Annotated in this window: 12 protein-coding genes; 5 read left to right on the top strand and 7 right to left on the bottom strand. The window is 72.4% G+C overall.

Annotated features, from left to right (window positions below):
• The first annotated feature begins 203 nt into the window (after nt 1-203).
• Nucleotides 204-1,802, top strand: a complete 1,599-nt coding sequence (locus tag Pla133_RS18520) for a hypothetical protein (RefSeq protein WP_145067970.1) — start codon at nt 204-206, stop codon at nt 1,800-1,802.
• 84 nt (nt 1,803-1,886) lie between these two features.
• Here Pla133_RS18520 and Pla133_RS18515 read toward each other — a convergent pair whose 3' ends face one another.
• From Pla133_RS18515 to Pla133_RS18500, 4 genes are all read right to left on the bottom strand, one after another.
• Nucleotides 1,887-5,567 carry a UvrD-helicase domain-containing protein gene (locus Pla133_RS18515; protein ID WP_145067969.1) on the bottom strand — a complete coding sequence of 1,227 codons (3,681 nt, stop codon included), beginning with the start codon at nt 5,565-5,567 and terminating at the stop codon, nt 1,887-1,889.
• Nucleotides 5,564-8,992: a PD-(D/E)XK nuclease family protein gene (locus Pla133_RS18510; RefSeq protein ID WP_145067967.1), complete on the bottom strand. Its 3,429-nt coding sequence runs from the start codon at nt 8,990-8,992 to the stop codon at nt 5,564-5,566. Before Pla133_RS18510 ends, Pla133_RS18515 begins: the two co-directional genes overlap by 4 nt.
• A gap of 132 nt (nt 8,993-9,124) precedes the next feature.
• On the bottom strand, nt 9,125-11,809 hold the full coding sequence (locus Pla133_RS18505) for a hypothetical protein (RefSeq protein ID WP_145067964.1): 2,685 nt from the start codon (nt 11,807-11,809) through the stop codon (nt 9,125-9,127).
• 176 nt (nt 11,810-11,985) lie between these two features.
• Nucleotides 11,986-13,425: a serine hydrolase domain-containing protein gene (locus Pla133_RS18500; RefSeq protein ID WP_145067962.1), complete on the bottom strand. Its 1,440-nt coding sequence runs from the start codon at nt 13,423-13,425 to the stop codon at nt 11,986-11,988.
• 238 nt (nt 13,426-13,663) lie between these two features.
• Here Pla133_RS18500 and Pla133_RS18495 point away from each other — a divergent pair, with 238 nt between their 5' ends.
• From Pla133_RS18495 to Pla133_RS18485, 3 genes are all read left to right on the top strand, one after another.
• On the top strand, nt 13,664-15,502 hold the full coding sequence (locus Pla133_RS18495; RefSeq protein WP_145067960.1) for a TPR end-of-group domain-containing protein: 1,839 nt from the start codon (nt 13,664-13,666) through the stop codon (nt 15,500-15,502).
• A gap of 15 nt (nt 15,503-15,517) precedes the next feature.
• The gene (locus Pla133_RS18490; RefSeq protein ID WP_145067958.1) at nt 15,518-16,048 is read left to right on the top strand and encodes a cupin domain-containing protein; all 531 of its coding nucleotides are present in this window, start codon (nt 15,518-15,520) and stop codon (nt 16,046-16,048) included.
• Between the two features lie 153 nt (nt 16,049-16,201).
• Entirely contained in the window at nt 16,202-17,026 is an 825-nt protein-coding gene (locus tag Pla133_RS18485; protein ID WP_145067956.1) for an outer membrane protein, read from the top strand.
• A gap of 31 nt (nt 17,027-17,057) precedes the next feature.
• Here Pla133_RS18485 and Pla133_RS18480 read toward each other — a convergent pair whose 3' ends face one another.
• The 3 genes from Pla133_RS18480 to pdxH form a co-directional block, all read right to left on the bottom strand.
• Nucleotides 17,058-19,529, bottom strand: coding sequence for a right-handed parallel beta-helix repeat-containing protein (locus tag Pla133_RS18480; RefSeq protein WP_145067954.1), 2,472 nt, complete (start codon nt 19,527-19,529; stop codon nt 17,058-17,060).
• 117 nt (nt 19,530-19,646) lie between these two features.
• Nucleotides 19,647-22,715: a DUF5060 domain-containing protein gene (locus Pla133_RS18475; RefSeq protein WP_145067952.1), complete on the bottom strand. Its 3,069-nt coding sequence runs from the start codon at nt 22,713-22,715 to the stop codon at nt 19,647-19,649.
• 302 nt (nt 22,716-23,017) lie between these two features.
• On the bottom strand, nt 23,018-23,656 hold the full coding sequence (gene pdxH / locus Pla133_RS18470) for a pyridoxamine 5'-phosphate oxidase (RefSeq protein ID WP_145067950.1): 639 nt from the start codon (nt 23,654-23,656) through the stop codon (nt 23,018-23,020).
• Between the two features lie 193 nt (nt 23,657-23,849).
• Between pdxH and Pla133_RS18465 the strand changes: the two genes are divergently transcribed.
• Nucleotides 23,850-25,100, top strand: coding sequence for a hypothetical protein (locus tag Pla133_RS18465; protein ID WP_145067948.1), 1,251 nt, complete (start codon nt 23,850-23,852; stop codon nt 25,098-25,100).
• The last annotated feature ends 923 nt before the right edge of the window (nt 25,101-26,023 follow it).

Here is a 26,023-nt window from a genome sequence, read left to right as displayed (position 1 = left end):
CCCTCTTGGCCGTTTCGCTGGCCAGCGCCGCGACCATGCCTGGAATGGGACCTGGTGCCGCGGAGCGCGAACCCGGCAAGTCCGCAGGCGGCGGCCCGCCCGCGGATCCGGATTTCACGGGATCGGCGGGGGCCCCGGGGCACCCGCAGGCTGCGGGCGCCGCGACCGAAGTACTGCCGAGCAACTCGCCAGAATCGGCGGCGTTGCTCGAGCTCATCCAGGGCTTGGTGCTCCCCGAGCTGATTCGGGACCTCGAAAGCGAGGAGCCCTATCGAGTGGTCGTCGCGCGGGTTCGCAAGTCCGACGGGGAACTCCTGCCGTTGGATCTGAAGCTCTCCGCGCCCGTCCAGGTCGCAATCTCTCGCCACGTACCAGGACTGAAGTGGTTGAGCCTCGACAAGGTCCAGGTAACGGCCCAGGGTCTCTGTGAGAGCGTCGGTTCGAGGCTGTGGAGCAACGCGACGCTGATCGCGCTGCACGAGACGGAGTTCGAATCCGGTCAGGTGGCGACGATCCTGGTAGACGTCAAGCGTGGAGCATCGGGAGAGAGGTTGGAGCTCCGCCTGTGGCTGAACGAACTCCTCAACCGTTGGGAGGTCCAGGGCAAGTCTTCGCCCGCGGCGCGGTTCGCCCAGGGGGCAAACCTCGCCATTAGTCTCTCCCTGGCGACCCTTCTCGGGGTGCTGTTGCTCTTTCGACGCGCGCGACTCGGAGGCGTGCAGGCCCGTGACGGACTCGGCGCCGAGAGGGACGGCGCCCAGGGTCTGGTGCTGCACGAGTATCAGCGTTTGGCCGTCGCGATTTGGCTCGTCTTCTGGGTGCTCATGGCGGCGGCGTGGTTGAGCCTGTATCTGCTCGAGGATTGGGGGGTGATGCTCCGCAGCGTCATGGCTTCGACCCTCGACAATCTGAATGCGATCACGCTGGTAGTGATCTACTTCGTGGTGACTCGCGGGAATCAGTTCCGGCTGCGCCGAGCGGTCTACACGTGGCTTCTGCTGTCATCGATCGTGGTTGGGTACCTGGGGGTCGTCTATTCGGTGTTCCGACTCAACCCCGCGGTGGCCTTCAGGCTGCACGAGTCGTTCTCACTGTGCCTGGGGTTCCTGAGCCCCATCGTGCTCGGCTGGGCTTTCTACCTTCGATTCGGCACCTCCGCAATTCTGGTCATCGGGGTGGCCTACGGCTTGGCCCAGCCATTCGTCTATTCGAGCGAGATCTCGGCCTATGCCGCCGCTGGCGACGCGATGGCTATCTCGAGCTACCGGCCTGCGATCGCAATGGTCCTGGCGCTGCTGAAGGTCGTCTGGGGTGTCGCGGTCCTCGCGGTGCTTTTCGGATGGCCCGTGAAAGGCAGGACGACTGCCAACCTGGTCACACCACTTCCGGTGCACCCGATAGAGGACAACGGCAGCCGCTCGAACTTCCTTGGGAGCTTCACGAGCTTCCCGAACATGCTCCTGGGAGCCTTCAGGAGCAATCGAGACCTCGCCGTCTACACAGGACTCGCAGGTGCGATCTACCTCGGACTGGCAACCCGCTTGGGGGTGTTGTATGTCGACTCCCTGATGCCTCTCGCGATAGCGATCGGCGTTGTCGCCGGTCTGCTGACAATTCTGCAAGTCATCGCCTCGGTCATGCAGATGCTGTCGGCAACCGCCCCGGACGAGACGCCCAGGATTCCTCCTGGGCTCGGGGGAGGCGGCGGAGACCAAGTCGGCGCGGCCAAGGTGGATCGCGAGCGGCCGGCCAGGAAGAAGGCGGCTTCGACTGCAAGAATGCGAACCAGGAAGAAGCGGTAGAGGTCCGCAGCCCCGGTCGTTGTCGACGCCATCACAGGGGTGGCGTACGCCTGAGCGCCCAACCGTCTCGGGTGATCTCCCCCCTCAACCGATCGGATCGAGCACGGTCGAGATCTCGCCCGTCGCGATCCACCACAGCTCGCACCTCGGGCGGCGGGGCAGGTCCAGGGCTTCTTGCACGGCGCGGGCGTAGCGGGCGAGTTGGGGGGCGTAGACGGTCTCGCGCTCGACTCTCGCGGCCTTCGATTCGACGGCGTCGGTCTTGAAGTCGACCACGACGACCTCGTCCGTGCCGGGGTCGCGGTAGACGAGGTCGATGGCGCCGCTCCAGGCCCCGAGGGGATCCGTCGGCGCGAATTCTTCGGGGGCGGGGGGCAGCAGGACGGGCAGCTCGCGGGCGAGGAGGCCCTCGCGCAGCTCGACCAGGCGCGTCGGTAGCGGGCCCGTGCGCAGGGCTTCGAACAGCGCGCGCGCGCGGTCCAGCCCGGCGTCGCGGGTCTCGCCGCTGAAGGTCACCGCGAGCTGTTCGAGGGCCTGGGCTTCTGCGGCGTCGAGCTGGGGGCCGAGGTCCGCTTCCAGGTCCAAGGCTTCCAGGGCGCCGTGTACGGCGGAGCCGATCCACATGGCAGCCTGGGAACCGAGGCTGGTCGCGTCGGCGGGCGCGGCTGTCCGGTTGTCCTCCGAACTCAAGCGCGATTCGGCGAAGGCGCGCTCGAGCAGGTGGTGGGCGTCCGCGGAGGCGGGTGCCACCAGGGGTCGCGCGGCGCGCTCGCGGGCCGCTGCGCGGGCGGCGACCAAGGTCGCCACGTCGCGGGCGGCGCGGGCCAGGTCCGTCGGCCGGACCTCCTCGCGCCCGGCGGCCGTGGCCCCGTCGTCCGGCGCCACCAGGCGGAAGCGCGCCCCGTGGGCGTCGTCCACGAAGGCCTCCGCCGGGTCCTCGCCCGCCAGCTGTGCGAGCAGCGCCCCCAGGTCGGTGGGCACGCCCTCCCGGGCATCGAGCAGCTCCGCGTGGCTCTTCGCGAACTGCGGACCGTTCCCGCCCGCGAAGCGCTCGTCGACCCAGCCGCTGCCGCACACCAGCCGCGCGGAGGCGCGGGTCATGGCGACGTACAGGGTGCGCACGCGCTCGGCGGCTTCGGTGCGCTCGCGGCGGGCCACGAGCAGGTCGCGATCCAGGCTCGGGGCGCCGAACAGCACGTAGGCGGTGTGCTCCTCGCCGGACGGCGCGTGGTAGCCCTCGAGCTCCACCGGCGGCAGGCGGTTGCCGGCGCTCTCCTTGTGGAGCTGGGCCAGGTACACGCAGCGGAACTCGAGGCCCTTGGAGCGGTGGATCGTCATGACCTGCACCGCGTCCTCGCCGGCCTCGCGCGGGCGGCCCTCCTCGCTCTCGCGCGACTCGGCCACGGCGCGGCGCAGGGCGCGGGCCACGCGGGTCTGGTCCCCGGCGGCGTCCTCGAGGGCCGTCACCAGGCGCGCGAAGAAGCGTTCGAGGTTCGCGACGCGGTAGGCGCCCAGGAAGCGCGCGGCCTCGGTGCCCTCGACCAGGGTGCGCCGCCGCAGGCGGTCGACGAAGAGCTCGGCGGGATCGGTGCGCAGGCTCTGGCGCAGCTCGCCGAGTGCGCGCAGGCCGTCGATGGCCGCGTGGTGCCAACCGTCGATGTGCTCGAGCCCCGGCAGCCCCGCGGGCAATTCGGCCCGAGCGCGCTCCACCGCGGCCTCGAGCCCGGCCAGGGCCGCGCCACCCGGGCGGTCGAGCGCAACCGCGTGCGCCGGCAGGCCCGCGCGCCACAGGGGTAGCAGCGCCCCGTCGGGCACACCGACCGCCGGCGAGCGCAGCCAGGTCACGAGCGCCAGCAGGTCGCCGGGGTCCGCGATCGCGCGCAGCAGCGCCGCCGCGTCGATCACCTCTCGCCGCCGGTAGTAGCTCTTGTCGCGCGCCACCGAGTAGGGCACGCCGCGACGTTTGAGGGCGTCCAGGTACTGGTCCAGGTCGCCGGTCGATCGCATCAGGATCGCGCAGTCGCCCCAGGCGATGCGGCCCGCTGCGTGCAGCCCCGCGATGTCCTCGGCCACCGCCTCGGCGTCGCGGCGGGTGGCCAGGGTGCGGCTGAGCTTGCCGAGCTTGGCGGCGCTGCCTTCGGTGTCCAGCTCGCCGTACAGGCGGTACTCGAGGGCCGGCTCGCCCTCGGGCGGCGCGGTCTTGGGGTCGGCGCCGGAGGCCGGCACCACCAGGGGCTCGTAGTGCGCCTGGATCCCGGGCTCGGGCAGCATGACCCACTCCATGGCGCGCCCGACCTCGTCGAGCACCGCCTCGCTGGAGCGGTAGTTCACCACCAGCTGCTCCACCGAGCCGCCCTCGGCCTCCACGTCGGCCACGAAGCGCTCGAAGGCCGCCAGGTCCGCCCGACGCCAGCCGTAGATCGACTGCTTGGGGTCGCCGACCACGAACAGCCCCGGCCGGTCGGCGCGCGGTCCGCGCAGGGCCAGCCAGCGCACGATGTCGCACTGGCGCTCGTCGGTGTCCTGGAACTCGTCCACCAGGAGCTGGTCGATGCGCCGGCGCTCGCGTTCCAGGGCGGCGGCGTCGTTGCGGAGCAGGTCCGCCGCGTCGGCGAGCAGGTCGTCGAAGCTGGCCACGCCGCGCCGGCGCAGGCGTTCGCGGGCGTCGGTCAGCAGCGGCGCGATCACGGCGCGCCCTGCATCCAGCAGCTCCGGGTCGAGCTTGCGCAGGTGGCGCAGGAGGGCCTGGACGTCGCGCGCCGCCGCGGCGAGCTCGGCGCTGTCGTCCCCCAGGGCGTCGGTCTCGGCCTTGCCGAGCGAGCCCTTGGCGAACTCGGTCAACTTCGCGTCGAAGCTGCCCTCGAGCAGCTCCGCGTCGACGCAGTGCAGCACCGCGGCCAGCTCCAGCGGACCCTGGTCGAAGTGTCCGAGGGCCGCCGACAGGGCCTGGGCCAGCTCGATGGTCTTCTTGGCGCGCCCCAGGTCACCGACCTTGGGCCCCAAGAGCTCGTGCAGGGCGCGCAGGGCCGCGCTCGCCCGCTCCGCCAGGGCGCGCACCGGCCGCTCGCCCAGGGGATCGAGCTCGAAGTGGTGGGGCCGCGCCCCGGCCTGGAGCAGCTCGAACAGGGTCTCGGCGATCTCCGCCGGACCGTGCCCCTCGCGCGCCAAACGCAGCCAGGCCTCGTCGCCCGGATCCCCGTAGGCGCGGGCCAGCTCGTCCTCGACCACCTCGCGCGACACGGCCTCGAGCGCGTCGCCCTCGGCGTCCACGGCCACCTCCGGGTGCCGGCCGAGCTCGAAGGGGTGGGCCGCGATCAGACGACCGCAGAAGGCGTGGATGGTGCTGACGGCCAGCTGCTCCATGGCCCCGCGCAGGGCGGCCGCGCGGGCGCGCAGCTCGTCGTCACCCGCGATCAGCGCTTCGCGGTGCAGGCCGATCGGCAGGCGCTCGCCCGCCGCGAGTTGGGCCAGGGCACCGCCGACGCGCTCGCTCATCTCGGAGGCCGCGGCCTCGGTGAAGGTGATCGCGACCACGCCCGAGAGGGTGCGGCGCGCCAGTTGGCCCGCGTCGGCCACCTCGCCCAGCAGCTCGCGCGCGCAGTCCCAACCGGGACCGGTGACCCAGGCCACGATGCGCGCCACGAGGGTCGCCGTCTTGCCGGTGCCGGCGCCCGCTTGCAGCACGATCGGGCTGTCGAACTGGGTCGTGGCGTGGACCCGCGCCGCGGCGTCGGCGGCGCGCAGGCTGTCGCGGTCGAGCTTCACTGGCCGTCCTCCGTGGGTTCGGAGGGCTTCTTCGCGGCCTTCTTCTTGGCGGACTTCCGCTTCGCGGCGGCCTCGAGCTCGGGAGCGCTGCCCGCGTCCTTCGACCCATCCTCTTGGGCCGACGGGGCGGCTTCCGGTGCCTTGGCGGAGGCGAGCTCCCACAGGGCGAACCAGGTGGCCTCGAGGGTCGTCATGTCCTCCGGCGGCCCGGCGCCGCGCAGGCGCTCGACGAATGCACTGATGCGACCCCGCGCGCCCGAGTCGCCGCGCACGCAGGCCTCGGCCACCTCGCAGTAGCTACACCGCGCCGGCTCGTCGCCCCGCTCGTCCACCAGCCTCGGGGGCAGGGCGCCCTCGCGCAGGGCGTCGAGCACCGCCGCGCCAGCGCCGTGGAAGGCCGCCTCGAGGCCTGCGTCGCCGGCCGCGAGGCGCAGCTCGCGCGCGTCGTCCGGGAAGGCGTCCGCGGGCGCGCGCAGGAACAGGTAGCGGCCCTCGCCACCGGTGCCGAGCGCATAGGCCGCGGCCTGCAGGCGCTGGCCCTGCGCCACCGCGGCCATGAGCTTCTTGTTGCGCGTCTTGTCGGTCTTGTCGCGCGAGAAGGGCGCGCCGCTCTTGTAGTCGGTCAGGCGCAGGGAGCCGTCGCCAACGAGATCCACCCGGTCGGCCCGGAAGGCGATCGGACGCTCCGCGCCCTCGGAGTCGGCCAGGGTCAGCTCGCCCTCGAGCTCGGCGCCCAGGGTCGAAAGGGGCGCGCCGTCGCGCCATTCGAGCTCGCGCGCGATGCTGAGCATCGGCCGCGCCTGCTCGATCAACACGCGCACCAATCCGGGGTGGGCCAGGCCCTCGTCGCGCGCCACGCGCTGGGCGCGCTCGACGAGCAGCGCCTCGAGCTCCGCGTCGCCCGGGCGCGGGACCTGCACCGCTCCGGCCTCGCGCGCTTCGTCCAAGGTCCGCGGTGCAGCATCCGAGCGCGCGCGATTGACCCAGGCCTCGAGCACGTCGTGGACCAGGATCCCGACCAGCCGCGTGTCGATGCTCGGCAGGGCCTCGAGCGGATCGCCCACGGGCTCCAGGCGCAGCATCCGCCGCAGGAAGGCCTGCCAACCGCAGCCGGCCACGTCCTCGAGAAGCGTCGCGAACAGGCGCGCGCCGCGCGGGTCGTTGGCCCGCGCCGCACCCACGGCGCCGAGCCAGGGCGACAGGCGCTCGCCCTCGGGCCCGGCGGCCGGGCGGTCGACCTCGCCGAGCACCGCCGCGCGCGCCGCGGCCACCGCGAGCTGGGGTTCGCTCGCCTCCGCCAAGCCGTCCAGCTCGGCCAGGGCCAGGGCGGCCAGGGGCGCGAAGGCCTCGCGGTCCCCGGCCAGGCTGGCGCGGATCAGGTGGTCGAGGCCCGAGCGCGGCGCGTCGTCGGCGCCTCTCGCGGAGTGTACGGGTCGCACGTCCACCGGCTCCGGCAGCGCCCCACCCATGCGCGCCAAGAGGGGCGACGGCGCGCGGTTGGCGCCCGTCTCGTCAACCTCCGCGCGGCTGATGACCACCGTCGGCGCCGAAGCGAGCAGTGAGGCGAACAGGCGCGCCTCCCCGGCTTGGCGCGCGCGGGCGGTGGACAGGTCCGGCAAGACCTCGCGCAGCCGGTCGCGCACTCGGTCGGGGAGCAACGGGTCCTCGCGGGGCGTGCGCGGGAACGCGTCGCGCTCCACGCCCACCAGGATCGTCAGCTCGAAGGCCAGGCCCCGGGCGTTGGGTGCGGAGAGCAGTTGCACGCCGCCACCGGCGCCCGGCAGTTGGGCGCGGCCGCGGGACTCGAGGGCGGACGCGACGAGCTCGAACCACTCGCCGCGCGTCAGGGCCAGGTCGGCGGGCAGCTCGCGCGCGAGCCCCGCGCAGATCTCCGACAGCACCCGCCTGGGCGCGCCGCTCGCGTCCCAGCCCAAGAGGTCGCAGGCCTCGGCCAGGCGCGCGGCGTGGACCGACACCAGGTCCTGTTCCGCGCCGGCCAAGCACTCGAGCAGCTCGCGACCGAGGTCCGCGGCGGCTTGCAAGAGGCCCTTGGCCAACCGTCGGCGCGGGGCGTGGGCGCCGGGCGACGCGTCGTCGTCCGCGTCGCTCTCGAGCCCGCGGCGCACCGGCAGGGACAGGCCGTCGGCGGAGCGCAGGCGCGCGTCCACGTCGAGGGCCGCCAGGTCGGCGAGGCGACCGAGCCCGAGGGTGGCGAAGCCCGCGCGCAGGTCGGCCAGGGGCTCGGGCCCGACGTCGAAGCCGCCGCGCTCGAGAAACGTCGCGGAATCGATGGCGTCGACCAGTCGCGAGAGGGGCGCGCGCCCGTCCTCGACCGCGAGGGTCAAGAGGGCGCGCAGGGCGTGCAGGCCCGGGTCGATGGGCGCGGCGCCGGGCTCCAGGGTCCAGGGCACCCCGGCGCGGTCGAGCTGGGCGCGCAGGAGCGCGCCGCGCTGGCGCTGGTCACGGGCGACGATCGCGATGCGCTCGGGGGCGACGCCCGCGGCGATCGCGCGCCGCGCACGGTCGGCGGCGAAGCGCGCCTCGGCGTCGGCGTCGCAGGCCACGGCGTACTCGAATGTGGCCGGCGTGAGCTGCAGCTCGTCGCCCAGCTCCGCGGGCGGAGCGATCGGCGGGCCGAAGCGTTCGCGCTCGGGGCCCGGGAGCACTTGCTCTTCACCGGGCAGCAGCGGCTCCTCGACCACCACCGTGGCCCCGCGCGAAGCCAGGGCCTCGACCAGGTCCAAGGCCACGCCGCGCTCGTCGGAGAGGGCCAGGACGACCGTGCGGTCCAGTCCGCCCACCAGCCCGCGGCGCACCGTGGCCGCGGCCGTGGCCAGGAGCGCCGGACGCCCGCCAGAGGCCAGGGCCTCGCGCTGCGACTCGACCGCGCGCGCCACGCGCACCAGGGCCTTTGCCCGCGCGCGCTCGGCGCGGCTGCCGGCCGGGCGCTCCTCGTCGTCGAGGCGCTCGGCCAGGGAGTCCGCGTGGTCCGGATGGAAGCCGGCGGCCAGGAGGTCGGCCACGCTGCGGCGAGCCGCCGCCAGGCCGCCCTCGAGGTCACCCAGGGGACGCTTCAGCTCCCGTTCGTCCGCGGCGGCCCGCTCCACGAGCAGGCCTGCCAGGCGCTCACCCCGCGGCGCGCGCACGCCGCCCCGCTCGAGGCACTCGAGGGCCAGGCCCTCGAGGCTCGTGATCGACAGGCCCGCGATGGAGTGACCCAGGGCCGCGGTGAGGTCCGCCGCGAGGTGTTGTCGCGCCGCGCTGCTCGCGACCACCAGCCGCAGGGGATGCGCCAGCTCCCGCGGATCCGCACGCACCGTCGCCGCGTGCCGCCGCGCCAGCGCGATCGCCAGGTCGCGACTAGCCCGAGGTCCATCGACGCGCCAGGGACGGGGACCGGGGACGCTTTGGGGCTCACCTTCCACAGCGCCGATCCTACGCCGCCGCGCGCCCGCTCCCCACAGCCCGTCCCGGTCCGGAGGGAGGTCGAGCCCCGGCGCTCGCGCTGGCGCGGCGGCGCGCGGTTCGGCCCGGGCCGCCCCCCGACGGACCGCGCGCTATTGCACCGCGAGCGTGGCCGGCGGGCTGGACACGACGGAGGCGTCGAAGCCCAGGGCCCAGGCCTCGAACCGGAGGGTGAAGGGCGGGATCGCCGGCGCCGTGGCCGGCACACGCCATTCGCCGAGGTCGTCGAAGACGCCCACCAGCGCCTGCAGCGCCAGCTCGTCGCCCACGACGCCCACGGGCTCGAAGATCGGCAGGGTCTCCACCGCGGTCAGCATGAGCAGCACCGGGTTACCCGGCTCGCCGCGACACACGGTCCAGGCGAACGCCTGGCCCACGGCCACCTGCGCGGGGTCGAGGCTCAAGCGTGGCGCGGGGGTCGGGCCCCCGTCGACGAAGACGGCCATGGTCCCGTCGTGGCCGCTGGCCGACGCGCCGACCAACGCCAGCTCCTCGGTCAGGCCGACGGCGGCGCCGAGGTTCTCGTTCATGGCGGCGCCGGTGCGGTGCAGCTTCTCGGTCTGCACCCATTGCCCGCCGACCCGGTGGAAGAGGTAGGCCGCGCCGGTGTCGTGGCCCAGGGCGTCGTTCTGGGGCGCGCCCACCAGGGCGCTGTCCCCGCGCAGGTCCACGGCCGCGCCGAACAGGGCCTCGGCCTCCGGGTCCAGGGGCTCGAGGGTGGCCTCGAGCTCCCAACCGCCGACGGGGTCGAGCGCGTAGAGGAAGGCGGCGCCGGCGTTGGTGGCGGGCAGGTCGAAGAGGCGCGCGCCGATCAGCAGCCGCGAGCCGTCGAGGGCCAGGTCGCTGCCGAACCAGGCGCCGTCGCCGCCGGGGGGCGGGATCAGCTTCTGGTCGTTAATCCACTGGCCGTCCGTTCCGCGGCGGAAGGTCCAGACGGCGCCGGAGTCGAAGGTGATCGAGTCGTTGCGGATGCCGGCCACCGCCGCACGGTCCCCGAGGACTTCCACCCGGTAGCCGAAGCGGTCGCCGCTGCCGACGTCGGGCGGCGACAGCACGGCCACCTGGACCCAGCCGGTGGCGTCGCGCTCGAAGACGAAGGCCGCGCCGCCGACTCCGGCGTTCTGGGCGCCGACGAGCAGGGTCGCTCCGTCGGTGGCCACCGACGTGCCGAAGCCCTCGTCGCCCAGGGGGCCCGCGCCGAACAGCTTCTGGGTCTGCAGCCACTGGCCCGCGGGCTTCTCGAAGACGTAGACCGCGCCGGCGTTCGGACCGGCCTCGTCGTCGCCGGAGGCCGTCACCGCGACGGTGGTGGGGGAGGCGGCCACGCTCCAGGCGAAGGCGTCGCCGAGGGGCGCGCCGGGAATCGTGAGGGTCGCAGCCAGGGCGAGTCGGGAGCCTTGGCGCTCGAGGACGTCGACCTGGTGCTGGGCACTGCCCAGGGCCACGAGGTCGTCGGACCAGGCGTCGATCGACTGGCCCAGCGCCGTGGCGAGGCCCGGCGCGATCTGGGGGTCGAAGAGCTCCAGGATTCCGTCGCAGGAGGGCTCGGGCACCACGAAGTCCAGCTCCCAGGAGGTGGCGGAGCCCATCGAGGGCTCGGCCCCGCCGACGGTGTCGCCGGGCGCCCCGGCCAGGATCAGGCCCCCCTCGATCGCGATCGCGCGTCCGAGCTGGGCGACCACGCCGGCGCCGGAGGCGTCCATCGACTGCTCCAGGACGAAGTTGCCCTGGGCGTCGCGGCGATGGACCTGGATCGACGCGGACAGGTCGGACGGCGCGCCCACGACGAGCACGTCCCCGTCGAGAGCGACCGCGTAGCCGAACTCGCCGATGGCGCCGTCGAGGGTCTGGACCGGGGCCCAGGCCCCGCCGCCGGTCCGCTCGAAGACCTCGACGTTCGTCGTCAGGCGCGCGCCGGCGGCGACCACGTCGCCGTCGAGGGCGACGCTGAAGCCCAGCTCGTCCGCGCCCGCGGCGAGCGGCGCGAACAGGCGGCCGGTCGAGCTCCACTGACCGCCCTGGAGCTCGAAGGTGTACACGCTCCCGGCGCGACCGGTGAAGGACTTCGGCGGCGCGCCCACCACGAGCCGGTCCCCCTGGATCGACACGCTGTTGCCGAAGCGATCGTCCTCCAGCAGGTCGGCGGGGGCGAGCTTCTGCCGCTCGATCCACTGACCCGCGGCGGTGCGCTCGAAGAGGTACACGGCGCCCGGTCCGTTCCCGCCGCCGCCGGCGCCGCCCGTGTTCCCGTCACCGGGCGCACCCACGGCCAGCCAGGGTCCCGAGAGGGACAAGGCGGCGCCGAAGCGGGCGAGCTTCATCGTGTCGGCGGGCACGATCAGCGGAAGGCGGTTCCACTCGCTCGAAGGCGTCTGCTCGAAGATCGTGACGGCGCCGGAGATGCAGCCCAGTTGTCCCGGGCACGCGGAGTCGTCGCCCGGTACGCCGACGGCCAGGATGCCGCCCTCCAGGGCCAGGGCCGAGCCGAACGCGGGGGTGTTCTGCAGGTCCTCGGGCCACAGCTCCGCCAACTGCAGCCAGCCGCCGTCGAGCTGCCGCTCGAAGAGGTAGGCGGCGCCGGCCACGGTATTGTCGACCGGCAGCTGCGATTGGTTCTCGGCGCCGACGACGGCCAGGTTGCCGTGGACGGCGACGGCGGTACCGAAGCGAGCGAACTCGTGCCCGTTGTCGGGCAGGACGTAGTCGGTGAGCGCCCAGGGCGTGGTCTGGATCGGGGCGACGAGAGACAGGGACGAGAGCAGGAACGGTGTGAGCATGGCGACGCGGATCCCCGATGAGGGCTTGGGACGGGTTGGTTCCGCGCGGGCCGGGGCAAAGGTCGTTCCATCGCCCTGGGGGGCCCCGAGAACGGGGGCGGGCGCTCGGCGATCCAGATCCTGGATCGCGGGCCAGATTCCGGAGTCGCCCTGGAGCTGGCCGCGAGCCGAGGACACTAGCGCCGGACCCCGACGAGCTCGTTGCCGTCCTCCTCGACGACGGCGGTCGCGATCCGCCCGTCGGGGCCGGCCTGGAAGCGGATCAACAGGTCCGGGTCCTCATCCAGCCCGAAGGCCAGGTCGCCGCGGTGGACGAGGCGGCGGGGGACCGTGTCGGACCCGACGACGGTACGCAGCAGCTCGCCGTCGACCTCGCTGACCTCCAGCTCGAAGGACAGGAACGCGTAGCGGCCCACCAGCGCGGCCCGTTGATCGGCGTCCACGGGCAGGTCGATGTCGAGGGGGCGCAACATGCCGAGCACGTTGCGCGTGACCGAGCGCTCGATGCCGGTGGCATCGACGCCGGAGCGGTTGGTGAGCACGCACACGCCCAGCTCGACCTCGGGATACCAGGCCAGGGCCGAGCTGAAGCCCATGATCCCGCCCCCGTGGCTGATGCGGCGCAGGCCGTTGAGTCGCCCGACCGAGAGGCCGAAGCCGTAGCCGGTGCTGCGCCCGTCGGGCAGGAACGCGGGGGCGGTCATCTGCGCGTAGCTGTGCTGCGAGATCACCTGGCCGCTGACCAGGGCCCGCTGCCAGCGCAGCAGGTCCCCGGCGGTCGCGATGATCGCCCCGGCAGCGCCGGGCTGGGTCATCGAGATGAACTGGGCGTTGATCGGCCCGCGCAGGCCCGGGTCGTAGCCTGCGGCGCGGTGGGGGATGACCTCGCGGTAGTTGTCGTAGTCGATCGAAGCGAGGCCCAGGCCCTTGGTGACCGTGCGCCGCAATTGCGTGCGCGGCGAGCGACGCCCGACTTCCTTGATCAGGGCGCCGAGCAGGATGTAGCCCGTGTTGCTGTAGTGCCAATCGGTGCCCGGCTCGAAGTCGAAGGGGACCTCCGAGACCCAGCCGAAGATCTCCTCGGGAGTGACGTCCTGGTGCAGCTTGGCCATCCACTCGAGGCCCAGGTCGGTGTAGCTGGGCACGCCCGACGTGTGGGTCAACAGTTGGCGCACGCTGACCCGCCTGCCGTCGGTGTCGAACCAGGGCAGGTGGTCGCGCGCGTCGTCCTCGAGGGCGAGCTCGCCCTCCTCCACGAGACCCATGATCGCGGCCGCGGTGAACTGCTTGGTGACCGAACCGATGCGGTAGATCGTCTCGGGGCCCGCCGGGACTTCGTGCTCGAGGTTCGCGAAGCCGTAGCCGCGCTCGAAGACGACGTCGTCGCCGAGGCTGACCGCGATCGTCAAGCCGGGTACATCGAGGTCATCGAGGGCTCCCTGGCCGATGCGATCGATCAGGCCGTCCCAGTCGGTCTGGTCGGCCTCGAAGGCCAGCACCGGCCAGGGCGTGGGCGGGAGGCGTTCGGCCTTGACGCCGGCGGTCGCCGGGACGGGGGCGGGAGCCTCGTCCTGGTTGGGGATGATGGCCAGGGCCAACAGCAGGAGGTCGAGCATGGGGGAGGTCGGTTCAGGGGTCGCAGTCGCCACACGGCGCATCACCGCTGACAGGGCGATCGGCGCAGTGCTGCGGCGCGAACTCCGAGTTCGCTCGGCGGCCGCGTGAAACGCAGTGGGGAGGAAACCTCACCCGCCGACGATCGTAGTGCGGCCGGAGCCCCCGGCTCCATTGCGGGTACGCATCCAGACCCCCCGTGCGTCCCGGTCGTCCGCGCCTTCCCAGGGAGAATCCGCCATGGCCCGTGCCCACTCGCCCGCCGCCGCCTTCGCTGTCCTCGTGCTTGTCGCCGCCCCTGGTCCGGAGTCGGCCGCAGCCCGTCCCCAGGGCGGCTCCGCAGCGCAGGGGGGTGCGCTCCAGAGCGAAGCCTCTCCGATCGCTGCCCCTCAAGCGGGGGCTGGCCTGAACACCGACTTGGCCCGGGCCCAACGCTTGCTCGGCGGCGGCGATGCGGCCGGCGCGGAGGCGATCCTGCGACCCGCGACCGTGGCCCACCCGGACTCGGGGCCCGCCTGGTTCCTGCTCGGATTCGCCGTGCACAGCCAAGGTCGCCTCGAGGAGGCGCTGACCCTGCACACCCGCGCCGCTGAATTCCCCGCCCAAGCGGCCGCCGCGTCCTACAACGCCGGCTGCGCCTGCGCGCTCTTGGGTCGCACCGACGAGGCCTTCGAATGGCTCGAGCGCGCGCGCGGCGCGGGAACTCTCGACCGTGGCAACCTGCTCACCGACCCGGATCTGCAGAGCCTACGCAGCGATCCGCGCTTCGCCGCGCTGCTGCCGGACCTGCCGCGGGGCGCGGATGCTTGGGTCGAAGAGGTGCGGGTGATCCACACGATCGAGGGCACCTCCGCGGGCGAGGAGTACGGCTGGGTCGGGCGCAACATGGGCGATCTCGACGGCGACGACGTGGCGGACTTCGCGCTGACCGCGCCTTCGCGTCAGAACGACGGTCCCCAGGCCGGTCGCCTCGACGTCTTCTCCGGCCATTCGGGCGAGCTGCTGTGGCGGCGCGACGGGACCACCGGACAGCGCCTGGGCGCCTCGGTCGCGCCCGCTGGCGATGTGAATGGTGACGGCGTGAGCGACGTGATCGTCGGTGCGCCGGGCTATCCGGGCAGTCCCGCTACGGGCCAGGCCCTGGTGCTGTCGGGTGCGGACGGGAGTGAGCTCCTGGCCCTGACCGGAACCCAGAAGGCCGAGCAATTCGGCCTGATGGTCTGCGGGGTCGGCGACGTGGACAGGGATGGCAAGGGTGACCTCGCGGTGGGCTCGCCCGGTTTCGCGGGTGCGGCTGGGGCCGGCAGCGGTCGGGTCAGCCTGCACTCGGGGGCATCGGGTGACGTGCTCTCGGCCCTCGAAGGGCAACAGGCCGGTGACGCCTTCGGCACGGCCCTGGCGGCAAGCATGAACGCGGACGCCCTGGTCGCCGTCGGTGCGCCGGGCGCCGGCATGGGACGTTTGGGAACCGTCGAGGTCTACGCCATCGAAGGCGCGAAGCTGGAGCACCGCTTCACCATGCCGGCCAGCTCCACGGGGCGCTCGATGGGCCAGTACTTCGTGTCCTTTCCGGGCGATCTGGATGGCGACGGGGTGGGGGACGTCTACGGCTCGGACTTCAGCGATACGCGCAATGGACGCGTGGTCGTGCACTCCGGCGCCAGCGGCAAGCTGCTCCTCGAGCTGTTCGGACCGGTTCCCGGCGAGGGCTTCGGCACCTCGGTCTCGGACGCGGGCGACGTGAATGGCGACGGCGCGGGGGACCTGATCGTGGGCGCCTGGCAGAACGGCGAGGGCGGGGCCTCGGCCGGCAAGTGCTACCTCTACTCCGGCGCCGACGGCTCGTTGCTCGCGACCTACACCAGCGCCAGTCCGGGCGATACCCTCGGCTTCGACGCGACGGGCCTGGGCGACGTGGACGGCGATGGCGGCGTCGACTTCCTTCTGACCTCGGCCTGGAGCGCGGTGGTCGGCTTGCAGTCCGGACGCGCCTTCGTGGTCGCCGGGCCGGTCTTCGAGCAGCCGTCCCCCGCCACCGAACCGAGCGTCGACGGAACGAACCCATCACCCGAGCGATGAGAGACGGAGCGAGCCATGACGGATGAAGCGAAGCTGATCGCGGTCGACGACGGCCTGAAGCCCGAGGGCGATGGCTGGTTCATCGTGAACCTGCGGCAGACCACCTGGAAGGAGTCGGAGCGCTTCGGGCGTTGGGCGGCCTTCGAAGGCGCCGAGCGCTTCGGCGACGTGGGCGTCAACGTCCACGTCCTCGCTCCGGGCCAGGCTGCTTGCCTGTACCACCGCGAGTCGCTCCAAGAGGGCTTCCTGGTGCTGCACGGGGAGGCGCGGTTGATCGTCAACGGCGAGGAGCGGCGCCTCGGCCAATGGGACTACTTCCACTGTCCGCCGGGCACCAACCACGTGCTGGTCGGTGGCGATCGGGGCCCCTGCGCCGTGCTGATGATCGGCGCGCGGCGACCGGACCAGGCCTACTTCTACCCCGTGGATCCGGTCGCGGCGCGCTACGGGGCGTCGGCCGAGGTGGGCACGTCTTCGCCCCAGCAGGCCTACGGCGAGCGGGGTCCGGTGCGGTCGATCCCCTCGCCCTGGCCGCTGAACGAGTGAAGTTCCGGGCGCGGCCTCGAAGAGGCCCGCGCGGCGCGACCTCATCAGGCATCGAAAGGCTCGCAGCACCGACACGTCGCGCCGCCAACCTGCGAGCGCGTTGACCGCAGGGATCCATGATCTCGCCCAGACCTTCCCCGACCCCGCCAACCCATGACGCGACCGATTGACGTGCAAACAACTATCCCGAGCCGCACCGAGTCCCGTTCGTGCCCGTCCGTCTTCGTCGTCGGAGCGGCCTTCGCGCTGATCTTGACGGCATCGTCCTGCGCCACCGGTTCCATGTCGACCGCCGTTCACGCGCCGGCGATCGTCGGGATGCCGATTGCGGCGGCGTCCGGTGCAGAGCCTTCCGTTGCGGTCGAAGCTGCTGCGGCGTCCCCCAGTGCTGTTTCGAACTACCCGTTGCCGCTCTCCGCGGTTCCCTACCTCGCGGCGAAACCCGTCGCGCAGGGTGGCGGCGTTCTTGGCGGCATCGGAGTGATCCTCGGCCGTCAGAAGTTGGACGACACTGCGGCCTGGGACGGGATCGACAACCCGGGCGTGTTCGGGATGCAGGGCTGGATCGCCCTCGATGACGAGGGGGTCGTCGCGCTCGAGACGGCGGTGGGCCTGGCCTACGACTCGACCGACGTCGTCGGCGTGGACGTGGACGCGCTGTTCACCGATCTCACCGCCGGCCTACGCCTGGGCCTGCCCATCGGCGATCCCGGCGGATTCCAGTTGCGACCCTACGTGGGCGGCGGAGTGGCCCTGGCGTCGGTGGAGGTCACCGGCGACTTCCTGGGCTCGACCGTCAGCGACGACGACACTACGGTCGGCTTCTACGCCCACGTCGGCGTCAACTTCCCGGTCACCGAGCACTTCGAGATCGGCGCCGACTTCCGCATCCTGCGCGGCACGGACGTGACCCTCGGGGGGATCGACACCGACATCGACAGCAACCGCTTCGTGCTCTACCTGGGGTATGCCTTCTGATCGAGCCGATTCGGGGCCCGTTCGCGCGGGCTCACTCGCTGCCGGTCGGGGCCACCGGCAGTGAGGCTTCGACGAACTCACCGCCGTTGGTGAGGGGGCGCAGGCCGAATTCGAGCACGGCGTAGCCGTCGAGCTCGAAGTGTTCGACCTCGATCGTGACGGAACGCGCGCCGTCCAGGTGTAGCACGGCTTCATCGCGCGTCGGCCCGTGCCAGGTCCAGTTGTCGATCAAGAGCTCGCCGTCGACGCGCACGCGCACGCCGTCATCCGACAGGGTCGACAGGAGCCAATCGCCGGCAGTGAGCTCGAGCGAGGTGCTGGCCAAGGTCCCGAAGCCATCGTCGCCGAGGCTCGCCAGGGCGTCGGCGGCCGCACCGCCCAGACCGCTGGGGTGGGCGACGCTGGCGGGGCCGCCGCTCGAGTAGGAGAGGTCGAGGCCCCGCACCCGGTAGCTCGGCGCGCCCTCGGCTGCCGCCCGCCAGGCCTCGGCGTCCTCGCGCGGATCGACCGTTGAGCTGAACCAGGTGACGTCCCACTCGGTGTCGATCAGTACGCCCTCGACCGGAAGGTTGGTGCCGCGGGCGCGGACGATCAGGCGGTAGGGGGTGACGCCGCCTCGGCGCTTGGGCTTGATCGTCACGACGGCGCGCGCGAGGCCGTCGGGGCCGACGGGGAACTCCGGCAGGGCGCGATCGACCACCACGTCGATGTCGTTGCGACCCTCGATCACGGTGATCGAAGTGAACTGCGAGGGGCCGAGCAGGCGGTAGCGGTGGCGGTCGCCGGAACGCTCCAGGGCCTGGAGCATGGGTTCGGACCAGTCGTAGGGACCCCACTCCCCGATGACGATGGAGGCGCGACCCGCGTCGGGCAGGCGCCTGCGTTCGCGTTCCAGGGGCAGTCGATCGGCCGGACCGAGGCCGTGGAAGGCCCTGGACAGGGAGTCCTCGAGCCTGCCGCGGTCGGGCGACCCCAGGCCCGGCGCGCCGGACGTGGCGTCCATACCCGCGTCCGCGCCCTCGACGGTGAGGCTCTGGCGCGAGACGTCGTCGGCCGCGATCGATTCCGGATCCGCCGGTGAGACCGTGGTCTGGTGGGCCGCGACGAGTTCGACGATCGGGTCCACTCCGTCGAAAGCGTTGGCCAGGATCGCGTTGGCCCGGGCGCCGATTCCGTTGATGCGCGCCCAGGGCGAATCCACCAAGCCGGCGTCGTTGTCCGACCACAGGCGCACACCCACGGCGTCCCCGTGGAACTCGTTGCCGAGGACGACGAGGCCCTGGCCGTGCTCGGCGTTGATCGCGCCGCGTTCGGCTCCGTAGCCGGCGTCGCCGTTGCGAATGAAGGTGTTCGCGATGAACGAGGTGTCCCGACCGTAGCCGTACCAGACCCCGCAGATCGCGTTGGACTCGAACAGGTTCTGTTCGATCAGGTTGCCGAAGCTGAAAGTCAGCTCCAGGCCGTGGGCCGCCGCGAAGGACAGGTCGTTCAGGCGGAAGACGTTGTCGTTGCAGCCCGCGCGACGGTGGTCGAAGCCGAGCTTGGGCGTCGGCTGCCCCAGGGCCTCGTTGCCGGCGAATCCGAACACGCCGTCGCCGCCGTGGGTGATCGAGTTGCGCTCGAACAGGTTGCGGCTGGACTGCTCGAACAGCAGCACCCCGGCGGAGTCCTGGCCGCGGTTGTAGCGACCGTGGCTGTAGCCGCGCACGCAGTAGTCGAAGCGATTGCCACGCACGACGTTGTCGCTCGAGCGCCACAGGGCCAGCCCCCAACCCGACAGGAACGAGGCGTCGCAGCGGGTCACGGTGGCGTCGGTCACGCGGTCGAGCAGGATCCCGTTCTGCCCCCGGCGCACGCGCACCCGCTCGAGCCGGATGCGGTTCGAGCGCTCGACGGCGATCGCCGCGCCGTAGCGGTCCTTCCACTGACCGTCGTCGTTGCCGTGGGGGGCGAGCCAGCCGGCCGGGTCCTCCGCGCTCCAGGTGGAGTCGAGCCGCTGGCGGAAGAGGTCGTCGAAGGCGCAGTCGATCACGCGCAGCCCGTTGGCGCTGCTGGCCCGCAGGCCGATCTTGAAGCCCTGCACGCTGGCGCCCGTCACCGTCACCCCGGTCCCGCGCACGTCGATACCGACTCCTCGGTACCGGTCGGGATCGATCTCGCCCGGCGAGCCGCGCAGGGGGCCGCCCTCGCAGACCACCCGCAGGCCGTCCCCGCGGATCTGGACCACGCCGTCTCCGGCCACGTCCGCGATCGCCTCGGTGGGGAAGACCAGCCGACAGCTCGAGTCGACGACCGTGTCATCGCGTTCGACGACGACCACGGGCAGCTCGCCGGCCGCAGGGGACGAGGACTGGGCACGGGCGAGCCCAGGCGCGACCAACACGGCAACGAACGCGAAGCTGGCGAGCACCCCTCGGGCCAAGGCCGTGGACAGCGCGGCCGAGGGATGCAGGGGCTGGCGCGGTCCATCCTGGGGGGCGCGGCACCGGGACTCGGAGTACATGGGTTCCGAGCCTAACCGCCACCGGGCCCGTGTGGGCGCGCTTGGCCGGGGCGTCCGAGTCCGCGGCGCCCCGGACTCGTGTCCGGGTCCAGCCGAAGGCCGGACCCAGAACTTCGATCACGGGGCGTAGAGGACCATCGTCGCCACGCTCGGTATGTCGGCCAGGTTCGGCGCGCCGATCCAGGCGTGGTAGACCCGCAATCCGACGACGGCGGGAGCGGCCGGGAAGTCGACGGTCGCGGTCGCGCGACCGGCCTCGTCGAGGAGCCCCGCGCCGCCACTGATGGGTGCGCCACCGGAGAGGATCAGCTGGCTGTAGAGGTCGTAGACGAGCGGCAACACGAGCCCTGAGCCCAGGGTCAGCCCCGGAGCCGTGCCCGAGATCGAGCCCAGCACCACGTACGACCAGCCTGCCATCGCGGGGGTACCGTCGAGCTCGAGCACGACCGTCCCGCCGGTGGCCGAAGAGACCGACTTGGTCGTGGTCCACAGCGAGGGGCGCCGCACGACGACGGCCCAGTCTTCGCCCGGCTGGGCGGGCGGGGTACCGAGCGCGAGCAGACCGCCGCCTGTGACCTTCGTGGTGGGGCCGTAGTTACCGCTGCGCGGGTCGAACCAGCGCAGGTCGAAGGGGCCGCTGACCCCGGAGAGATCGAGGCTGGCCGCTTGGCTGGCATCGGGCAGGTACACCGCGTAGGCCTCGCCCGCCAGGGCCAGCACCTCGCCGCCGCCGAAGGCCGGACTCTCGCCGGCGAGCAGCCCGTCGGAGGGCTCCATCAGCCAGAAGGGCAGCGCCTCGAGGAAGGTGCGCGCGTGGCGCGTGTAGGTCCACATCTCCTCGCGCGTGCGGAAGTCCTCGAGGGTCGTGTCGCCGCCGACGGGGAGCGGGCTTTGGCCGGCGTACCACTCCACCTGGCCACCGGACAGGTACACGTCCCAAAGCACCCGCTTGCGCAGATCCGGCGCGTTGGCGTCGGACAACCCGATCTCGGCCGGAGTCGTCTCGTCCATGTCGACCACCCACGGGCGGCCGGCGGCGATCGACTTGGCGCGGACCTCCTCGGTCAAGCTGCCGGCCAGGTCGGGCGAGAACTGCACCGAGGCCGCCTCGAACAGGGGGCTGCCGTAGAAGGCCTGGTAGACAGCCACTTCGTTGGGCTTGACGTGGAAGGAGATCGGGCTGTCGTAGGGGTCGATGCCGCGCAGGTAGCCGGCCATGGCCGTGAGCTGTGCGTTGGAGAAGTCGTTCTCCTCCGACAGGTTCCACTTCAGCGCCAGGTGATGGCCGAAGCGCGCCACGAGCTCGCGGAAGAACAGCTTGCGCTCGTTGCCGAACTGTCCGCCGTCGAGCCAGTTCTCGTTGGCCGGCTCGGTCTCCGCGAGCACGATCTGCAGGTGCATCCCGCGCTTGGTGGCCTCCCACAGGATCGCCTCCCATTGGTGCAGGCGGCGGATCGCGTAGTGCGTCTTGTCGTAGCCGGTGTTGGCGAAGCCCAGGAAGGGAGCCGTGTCCGACCCGTCGCCCCCCAGGTTGAAGGGCAGGAAGTAGAGCCCGTTGACACCCTGGCTCTCCAGGTAGTTGAGCGCGCCGAGCAGGGCCCGGTCGCCGGCGAAGGTGCCCCCGGGGATGTCGGCGTCGGCCGCGGTCCAATCGGCCTCGTGGGGACCGAACTCGTGCAGCCCGTCGACGCCGTTCTGGTCCTCGGTGCCCTCGAAGCCGCGGAAGGCGAACAGGTTCTCCGGACTGTTGGTGCCGCCCTTGAGCCAGTATCCGCCGTCCACCTGCCGCCGGTAGGGCCCGTCCGCGTAGACGAGTCGGCCCTCGGCCAGGAAGCCGGGCGCGTCTGTGTCCCGTTTCTCGATCGCGAGGGCGCCGAGGGTGCCGTCGAACGCGACGCCCACGCCCACCAGGGGGTTGGTCGCCACCGCCACGTTCGGGCCCGAGCGGAAGGACGTCAGGTAGGTCCAGTTCCCGATCGCATCGGGAACCAGACGCACCTTCCAGACACGGCCGGTGCCCGAGCCGCGCCCGTCGCCGGCGAAGAAGCCCGGCACCAGCAGGGGCGTGCCGTCCGGACGCAGGAAGAGCACGTCCAGTCGCAGGTCCAAGAAGGGGTTCGGGGCGCTGTCTTCCTGCGCGTGCAGGGGGCCGTCGAACCACAGTTCGAGCTTCTGCCACTTCTTCGCCGAGCCGTGCAGCTCCGCGCCACCGGGCAGCTTCAGCCCGAGGGAGTAGCTGGCCTTCTGGAAGTCCTCCGGGTGCCCGAGGGGGTAGGTCTTCAGGTCGATCTCGAGCGGATCGAAGGCCTGGGTCGTGAGCGTGATCTGGGGGTCGCCGGCGCCCGAGCCGCCGACGAAGGTCGCCTCGCCGATCGACCACTCGAAGGCCTGCGGAGGCGCGCCCACCGGCAGGGTGGCCGTGAGGGTGACCTGGGTCTGACCCAGGTCGAGGAACGGCACCGCGCTGTGGGTGGCGACGATGGTCGGGCGATAGAGGGGCGCGGCCGGGACGGCGCGATGGACGAAGGCGGCGCCGTCGACCGTGGCCGAGCGGATCTCGATGCCGCTCAGCTCATCACCGGGGCCGAGGGGCAGACCGGAGGGGTCCAGGAGGTCGGAGCCGGAGAAGGACAGGGCGTGGACGTGCTGACCGCTGTTCGGGCCGTTCAACGCGATCAACGACAGGTCGTTCCAAGCACTGAAGGTGACTTCCTGCCCGAGTGAGCCGTCCACCAGTCGCGCGGACACCCGCAGGGGGTCGTTGCCGCCCACCTCGAAGACGAAGAAGTCCTCAGCGCTGCCCGAGGTGTCCCGCCAGGTCGGGTCGAGGTCGATCGCCCACAGGTCGGGCGAGACGGTCGTGCGCGCGAAGTAGCTGTAGAGGTCGAGGTTGTCGGCAGCGGTGATCGGCTTGCCGCCGGATTCGAGCAGTTGCACGGCTCCGGTCGACGTACCCGTGCTGAGCTCGTCGGGCGTCAACTTCTGGCCGCCGACCGTGACCGACGCGATCGAGCCACCAGCCAACTCGTACTGGACCTGGGCCACGGCGGGGGTCGCGAGCGCCGCGGCGAGGGCCGCGCAGGCCAACACAGGCAGGGCGCGCTCAGGGAGGGCCCGGGCCCACCCGCGGGCGAGCGATCTGGAATCAGGGGAATGCAAGGGGCGATACACGGGCTGCGCGGTCATGGAGGGGACGCTCTTGTGCTTGTGGCTTGGCCGGGCGCATGGCGTACCGACGAACTCCCGACTCTTCTACTCGTGTCTGCAAGTCCGGCTGGGGTCATCCCACGCTCGGCGCGCGTGACGTCCGACGGGGCCGGAGTCGGAGTCGGCGTCGTTGAGCGGTCGCTGGACAGCCTAGGCGCGTCGGACGGGGGGACGACGCGGGGATACAAGTATCGTCCAAAGAGGGGGAGTGGGGTAGCTCCCCCTTGTCGCAGGGCCTGTCCGACCTGCGTCAGGGTGCCCCGAGCGTCGACCTTGCTCGCTCAGGGCGCCAGGCGCTGACGTTCCCAACCGCCGGCGGAGCGCCGGTAGCGCAGCCGATCGTGGAGCCGCGCGGGCCGCCCCTGCCAGAACTCGATCGCGGTCGGGCGCAGCAGGTAGCCGCCCCAGTGGGGCGGACGAGGAACCGGACCCTCGAGTCCGAAACGGTCCATGGTCGCGGCCAGGTGCGCTTCCAGGGCCGCGCGGCCCACCAGTTCGGTGCTCTGGGGGGAGGCCCAAGCGCCGAGTTGGCTGTCGCGGGGTCGGGCCGCGAAGTACCGGTCGGACTCCTCGGCGGGGAGCCGCTCGGCCCTGCCCTCGACGCGCACCTGCCGCTCCAGCTCGTGCCACAGGAACACCAGGCAGGCGCGGTCGTCGGCGGCGAGCTCGCGACCCTTGGCGCTCTCGTAGTTGGTGAAGAAGCGGAATCCGTCGGCCTCGGCACCCTTCAAGAGCACGATGCGGGCCCTCGGCGCCCCGTCCGCGTCGACGGTGGCGAGGGTCATCGCGTTGGGTTCGGAGACCTCGGACGCGAGCGCCTCCCGGAACCAGCGGGCGAACAGCTCGAGGGGATCGGGGTCCGCGGCCCCCTCGTTCAGCTCGTGTCGGGCGTATTCGCGGCGCAGGTCTTCGATCGACATGCCGGCACTATCGGTCCTCGCGGCCCCTGCGACCAGGCCGTCGCCGTCCCCGCGGCCGCCTGGTCCTGGCGGATCGATTCGGAGACAGCGCACACGAAGAAGTGACAAAGCCGTCGTCAGGCCGTTGCCGATGGTATCGGGCGTCGTAGAAGAATGTGCCGCGAGGTCTTCCCGACCCGCGCGACCGGCATCCATGCAGACCTGGGCAGACGTCACCACCGCCATCCACGATCGACTGCGCCGCAGCGCGCGAGCCGATCGCCTCCTCGTCGTCCTGCGACTCGATCAACTCCCCGCCGACCCGGCACAGGGTGGGGCGGAGCTGATCGAGACCTGGCGCTGGTTCCAGAACCAGCCAGGAAGTGGCGCGGCGATCAGTGTCGATCGATGCGAAGGGGGCCGCGACGAGGCCCTAGGACGGCTGCGGGCCCTTTCGGCCCCGCACCAGGTCCGCATCCCCGGCGACCTGTTCGGATTTGGCGATCTGGACCTGAACCACTGGCGCGGCGCCGGCTGGCGCCCGGCGGTGGTGGTGGACGCTCGCAGCGATGCCGTCGATCGCTCCGAGACGCTCGCTGGCGATCGAAGCGCGGAGGTCGCCGTGGTGGCGGCCCCCGACCTGGCCGTGGCGAACCCCACCGCCACGGTGCGGGCAGGGGTGGTGCACCCCGCCGGCGCCGAAGCTGCGGAGGGCTCAGAGCCACGCCCCGCGCCCCCCGAGGTCACCTGGCGCGGCGTGGGGACCCGTGAGGATCTCGACGCCTTCCTCGGCTCGACCGTGCGATGGGCCGAGATCCCCATTCGTCGCGGCGGTCAGGGAGACGTGGTGCTGGCCGGTGAGGACGGCTTCCAACCCTCGTTGGACGAGGTCCTCGGCGTCCTGGCCCAGTGCAACAAGGGCGCGCGGCTGCGGCTCGATTCGGACCCCCGGCTGCGCGCCCGGGTGCTGCGGATCCTGGTCCAGTCGGGCTTCTCGAATCAGGACCTGCGCCTGGCTGCAGAACCCCTCAGCGGCGCCTCGATCGGCTTCCAGGAGCTCGCGGACGCCTGCCCCGGCGCCTTGCTCGAGTGCCCCCTCGACTTTCTCGGGCCTGTGCTGGCGATCGACCCCCTCGCCGCCCGGGCGCTGGTCGAGAGTCTGACCTCCCAGGGGGTTGGGCGATTCCTGCTGGCGCGGGGTGGGGGCGATCGGCTTGCAGTGTCGGCGGCCCTGCGGAGTTGGGGGCAGCGCTACGACGTCGGGAACATCGAGGATCTCGGCGGCCTGCTCGAGGTCTTCCGCGAGGGCCCGTCGGGGCTGACGACCGACTTCGGCCTGGCGACGAGGCCGCGCCTGCGACAGGCCGTGGACGCGGCCATGGGCGCCGCTCCGCCGGTGGCCCGACAGCTGGTCCGGCGCTCCCAGGCGGGCGGCTCTCGGTTGCCCCGGTCCCCGCGAATCTGACCTCGCGCGGGCGAATCCGGCCGAGCGCGAGCGCGGCGAGGACTCTCGGCGTCGGTCGGGCCCCCGAGGGGTGTCTCGACCCCGTTGGAGCGCAGCTTCCTGACCCCCTTCTGGAGGGCTGTTGCGCGGCACCTGGATGGACGTCCTCACGGTCGGGAAACCCCATCCTTTTGCGTTGACCCTGCTCGGCACCCCCATATCTTGGGGGTCCTGGTCGTTCGCTCACCGGCACCCCCTCGGCTCGATCGAGGGGATCCGACGGGCGTGCGGCCGACCCATCCGACGATCCCGGCCGGACACCGCCGCCAGCCTCCGAATCGCCCCGCGCAGGACTCGCTGAACCCTTGAACCGCCCCTCTGAACCTCCCCTCCGGCCAGGGCGCCGGGAGACGGTTCGAAGGGATTCGGTGGCCGACGCCGGGCGTGGCTCCTCGGGGCAGCGCGGTCAAGTCGGTCCGATCGGTCGACGGACGGGCGGTCGACGGGCGGGCGGTCGACGGGCGGGCGGTCGACGGGCGGGCGAATGGCCGCGGTGCCCTCTGCTCCGCTCTGCTCGTCTCCGGTGCCCTCTGCTCCGCTTCGGGTCGCTGACCCGCTCCACCGGCGCCCGAGATTCTCGGCGCCCGGCCCAGAACAACTGTCCACGCCGCCCCACTGCCGGGGCCCGCGCGGCTCGCTCTCGAACTGCTCGATCCGACGAGACCTTCCCACTGGCGGCCAGTCGCACTGGCGGCGAGCCGCGCTGGCGCACTGGCGGCGAGCCGCGCTGGCGCACTGGCGGCGAGCCGCGCTGGCGCACTGGCGGCGAGCGGGCGTGGAGGTCTTCCAGTCCGGCTGTCCTCCGACCCATTGGCCCTCCGCATCGGCCGGGTCATTCCGGCTGGGCTGGATGGCCCGACCGGGCGGGGCCAGAGGGCTCGGCC

This window comes from Engelhardtia mirabilis (genome assembly GCF_007748095.1).
In the GTDB taxonomy this organism is placed as follows: Bacteria; Planctomycetota; UBA1135; order UBA1135.
The sequence above is the reverse complement of the archived record's forward strand: the minus strand, read 5'-3'. Positions and strand labels throughout refer to the sequence as shown.

Excerpts from the sequence above, each read along its gene's own strand:
- Pla133_RS18505 (WP_145067964.1), bottom strand. The coding sequence starts at position 11,809 with ATGCTCACACCGTTCCTGCTCTCGTCCCTGTCTCTCGTCGCCCCGATC.
- Pla133_RS18500 (WP_145067962.1), bottom strand. The coding sequence starts at position 13,425 with ATGCTCGACCTCCTGCTGTTGGCCCTGGCCATCATCCCCAACCAGGAC.
- Pla133_RS18495 (WP_145067960.1), top strand. The coding sequence starts at position 13,664 with ATGGCCCGTGCCCACTCGCCCGCCGCCGCCTTCGCTGTCCTCGTGCTT.
- Pla133_RS18490 (WP_145067958.1), top strand. The coding sequence starts at position 15,518 with ATGACGGATGAAGCGAAGCTGATCGCGGTCGACGACGGCCTGAAGCCC.
- Pla133_RS18485 (WP_145067956.1), top strand. The coding sequence starts at position 16,202 with ATGACGCGACCGATTGACGTGCAAACAACTATCCCGAGCCGCACCGAG.
- Pla133_RS18480 (WP_145067954.1), bottom strand. The coding sequence starts at position 19,529 with ATGTACTCCGAGTCCCGGTGCCGCGCCCCCCAGGATGGACCGCGCCAG.
- Pla133_RS18475 (WP_145067952.1), bottom strand. The coding sequence starts at position 22,715 with ATGACCGCGCAGCCCGTGTATCGCCCCTTGCATTCCCCTGATTCCAGA.
- pdxH (WP_145067950.1), bottom strand. The coding sequence starts at position 23,656 with ATGTCGATCGAAGACCTGCGCCGCGAATACGCCCGACACGAGCTGAAC.
- Pla133_RS18465 (WP_145067948.1), top strand. The coding sequence starts at position 23,850 with ATGCAGACCTGGGCAGACGTCACCACCGCCATCCACGATCGACTGCGC.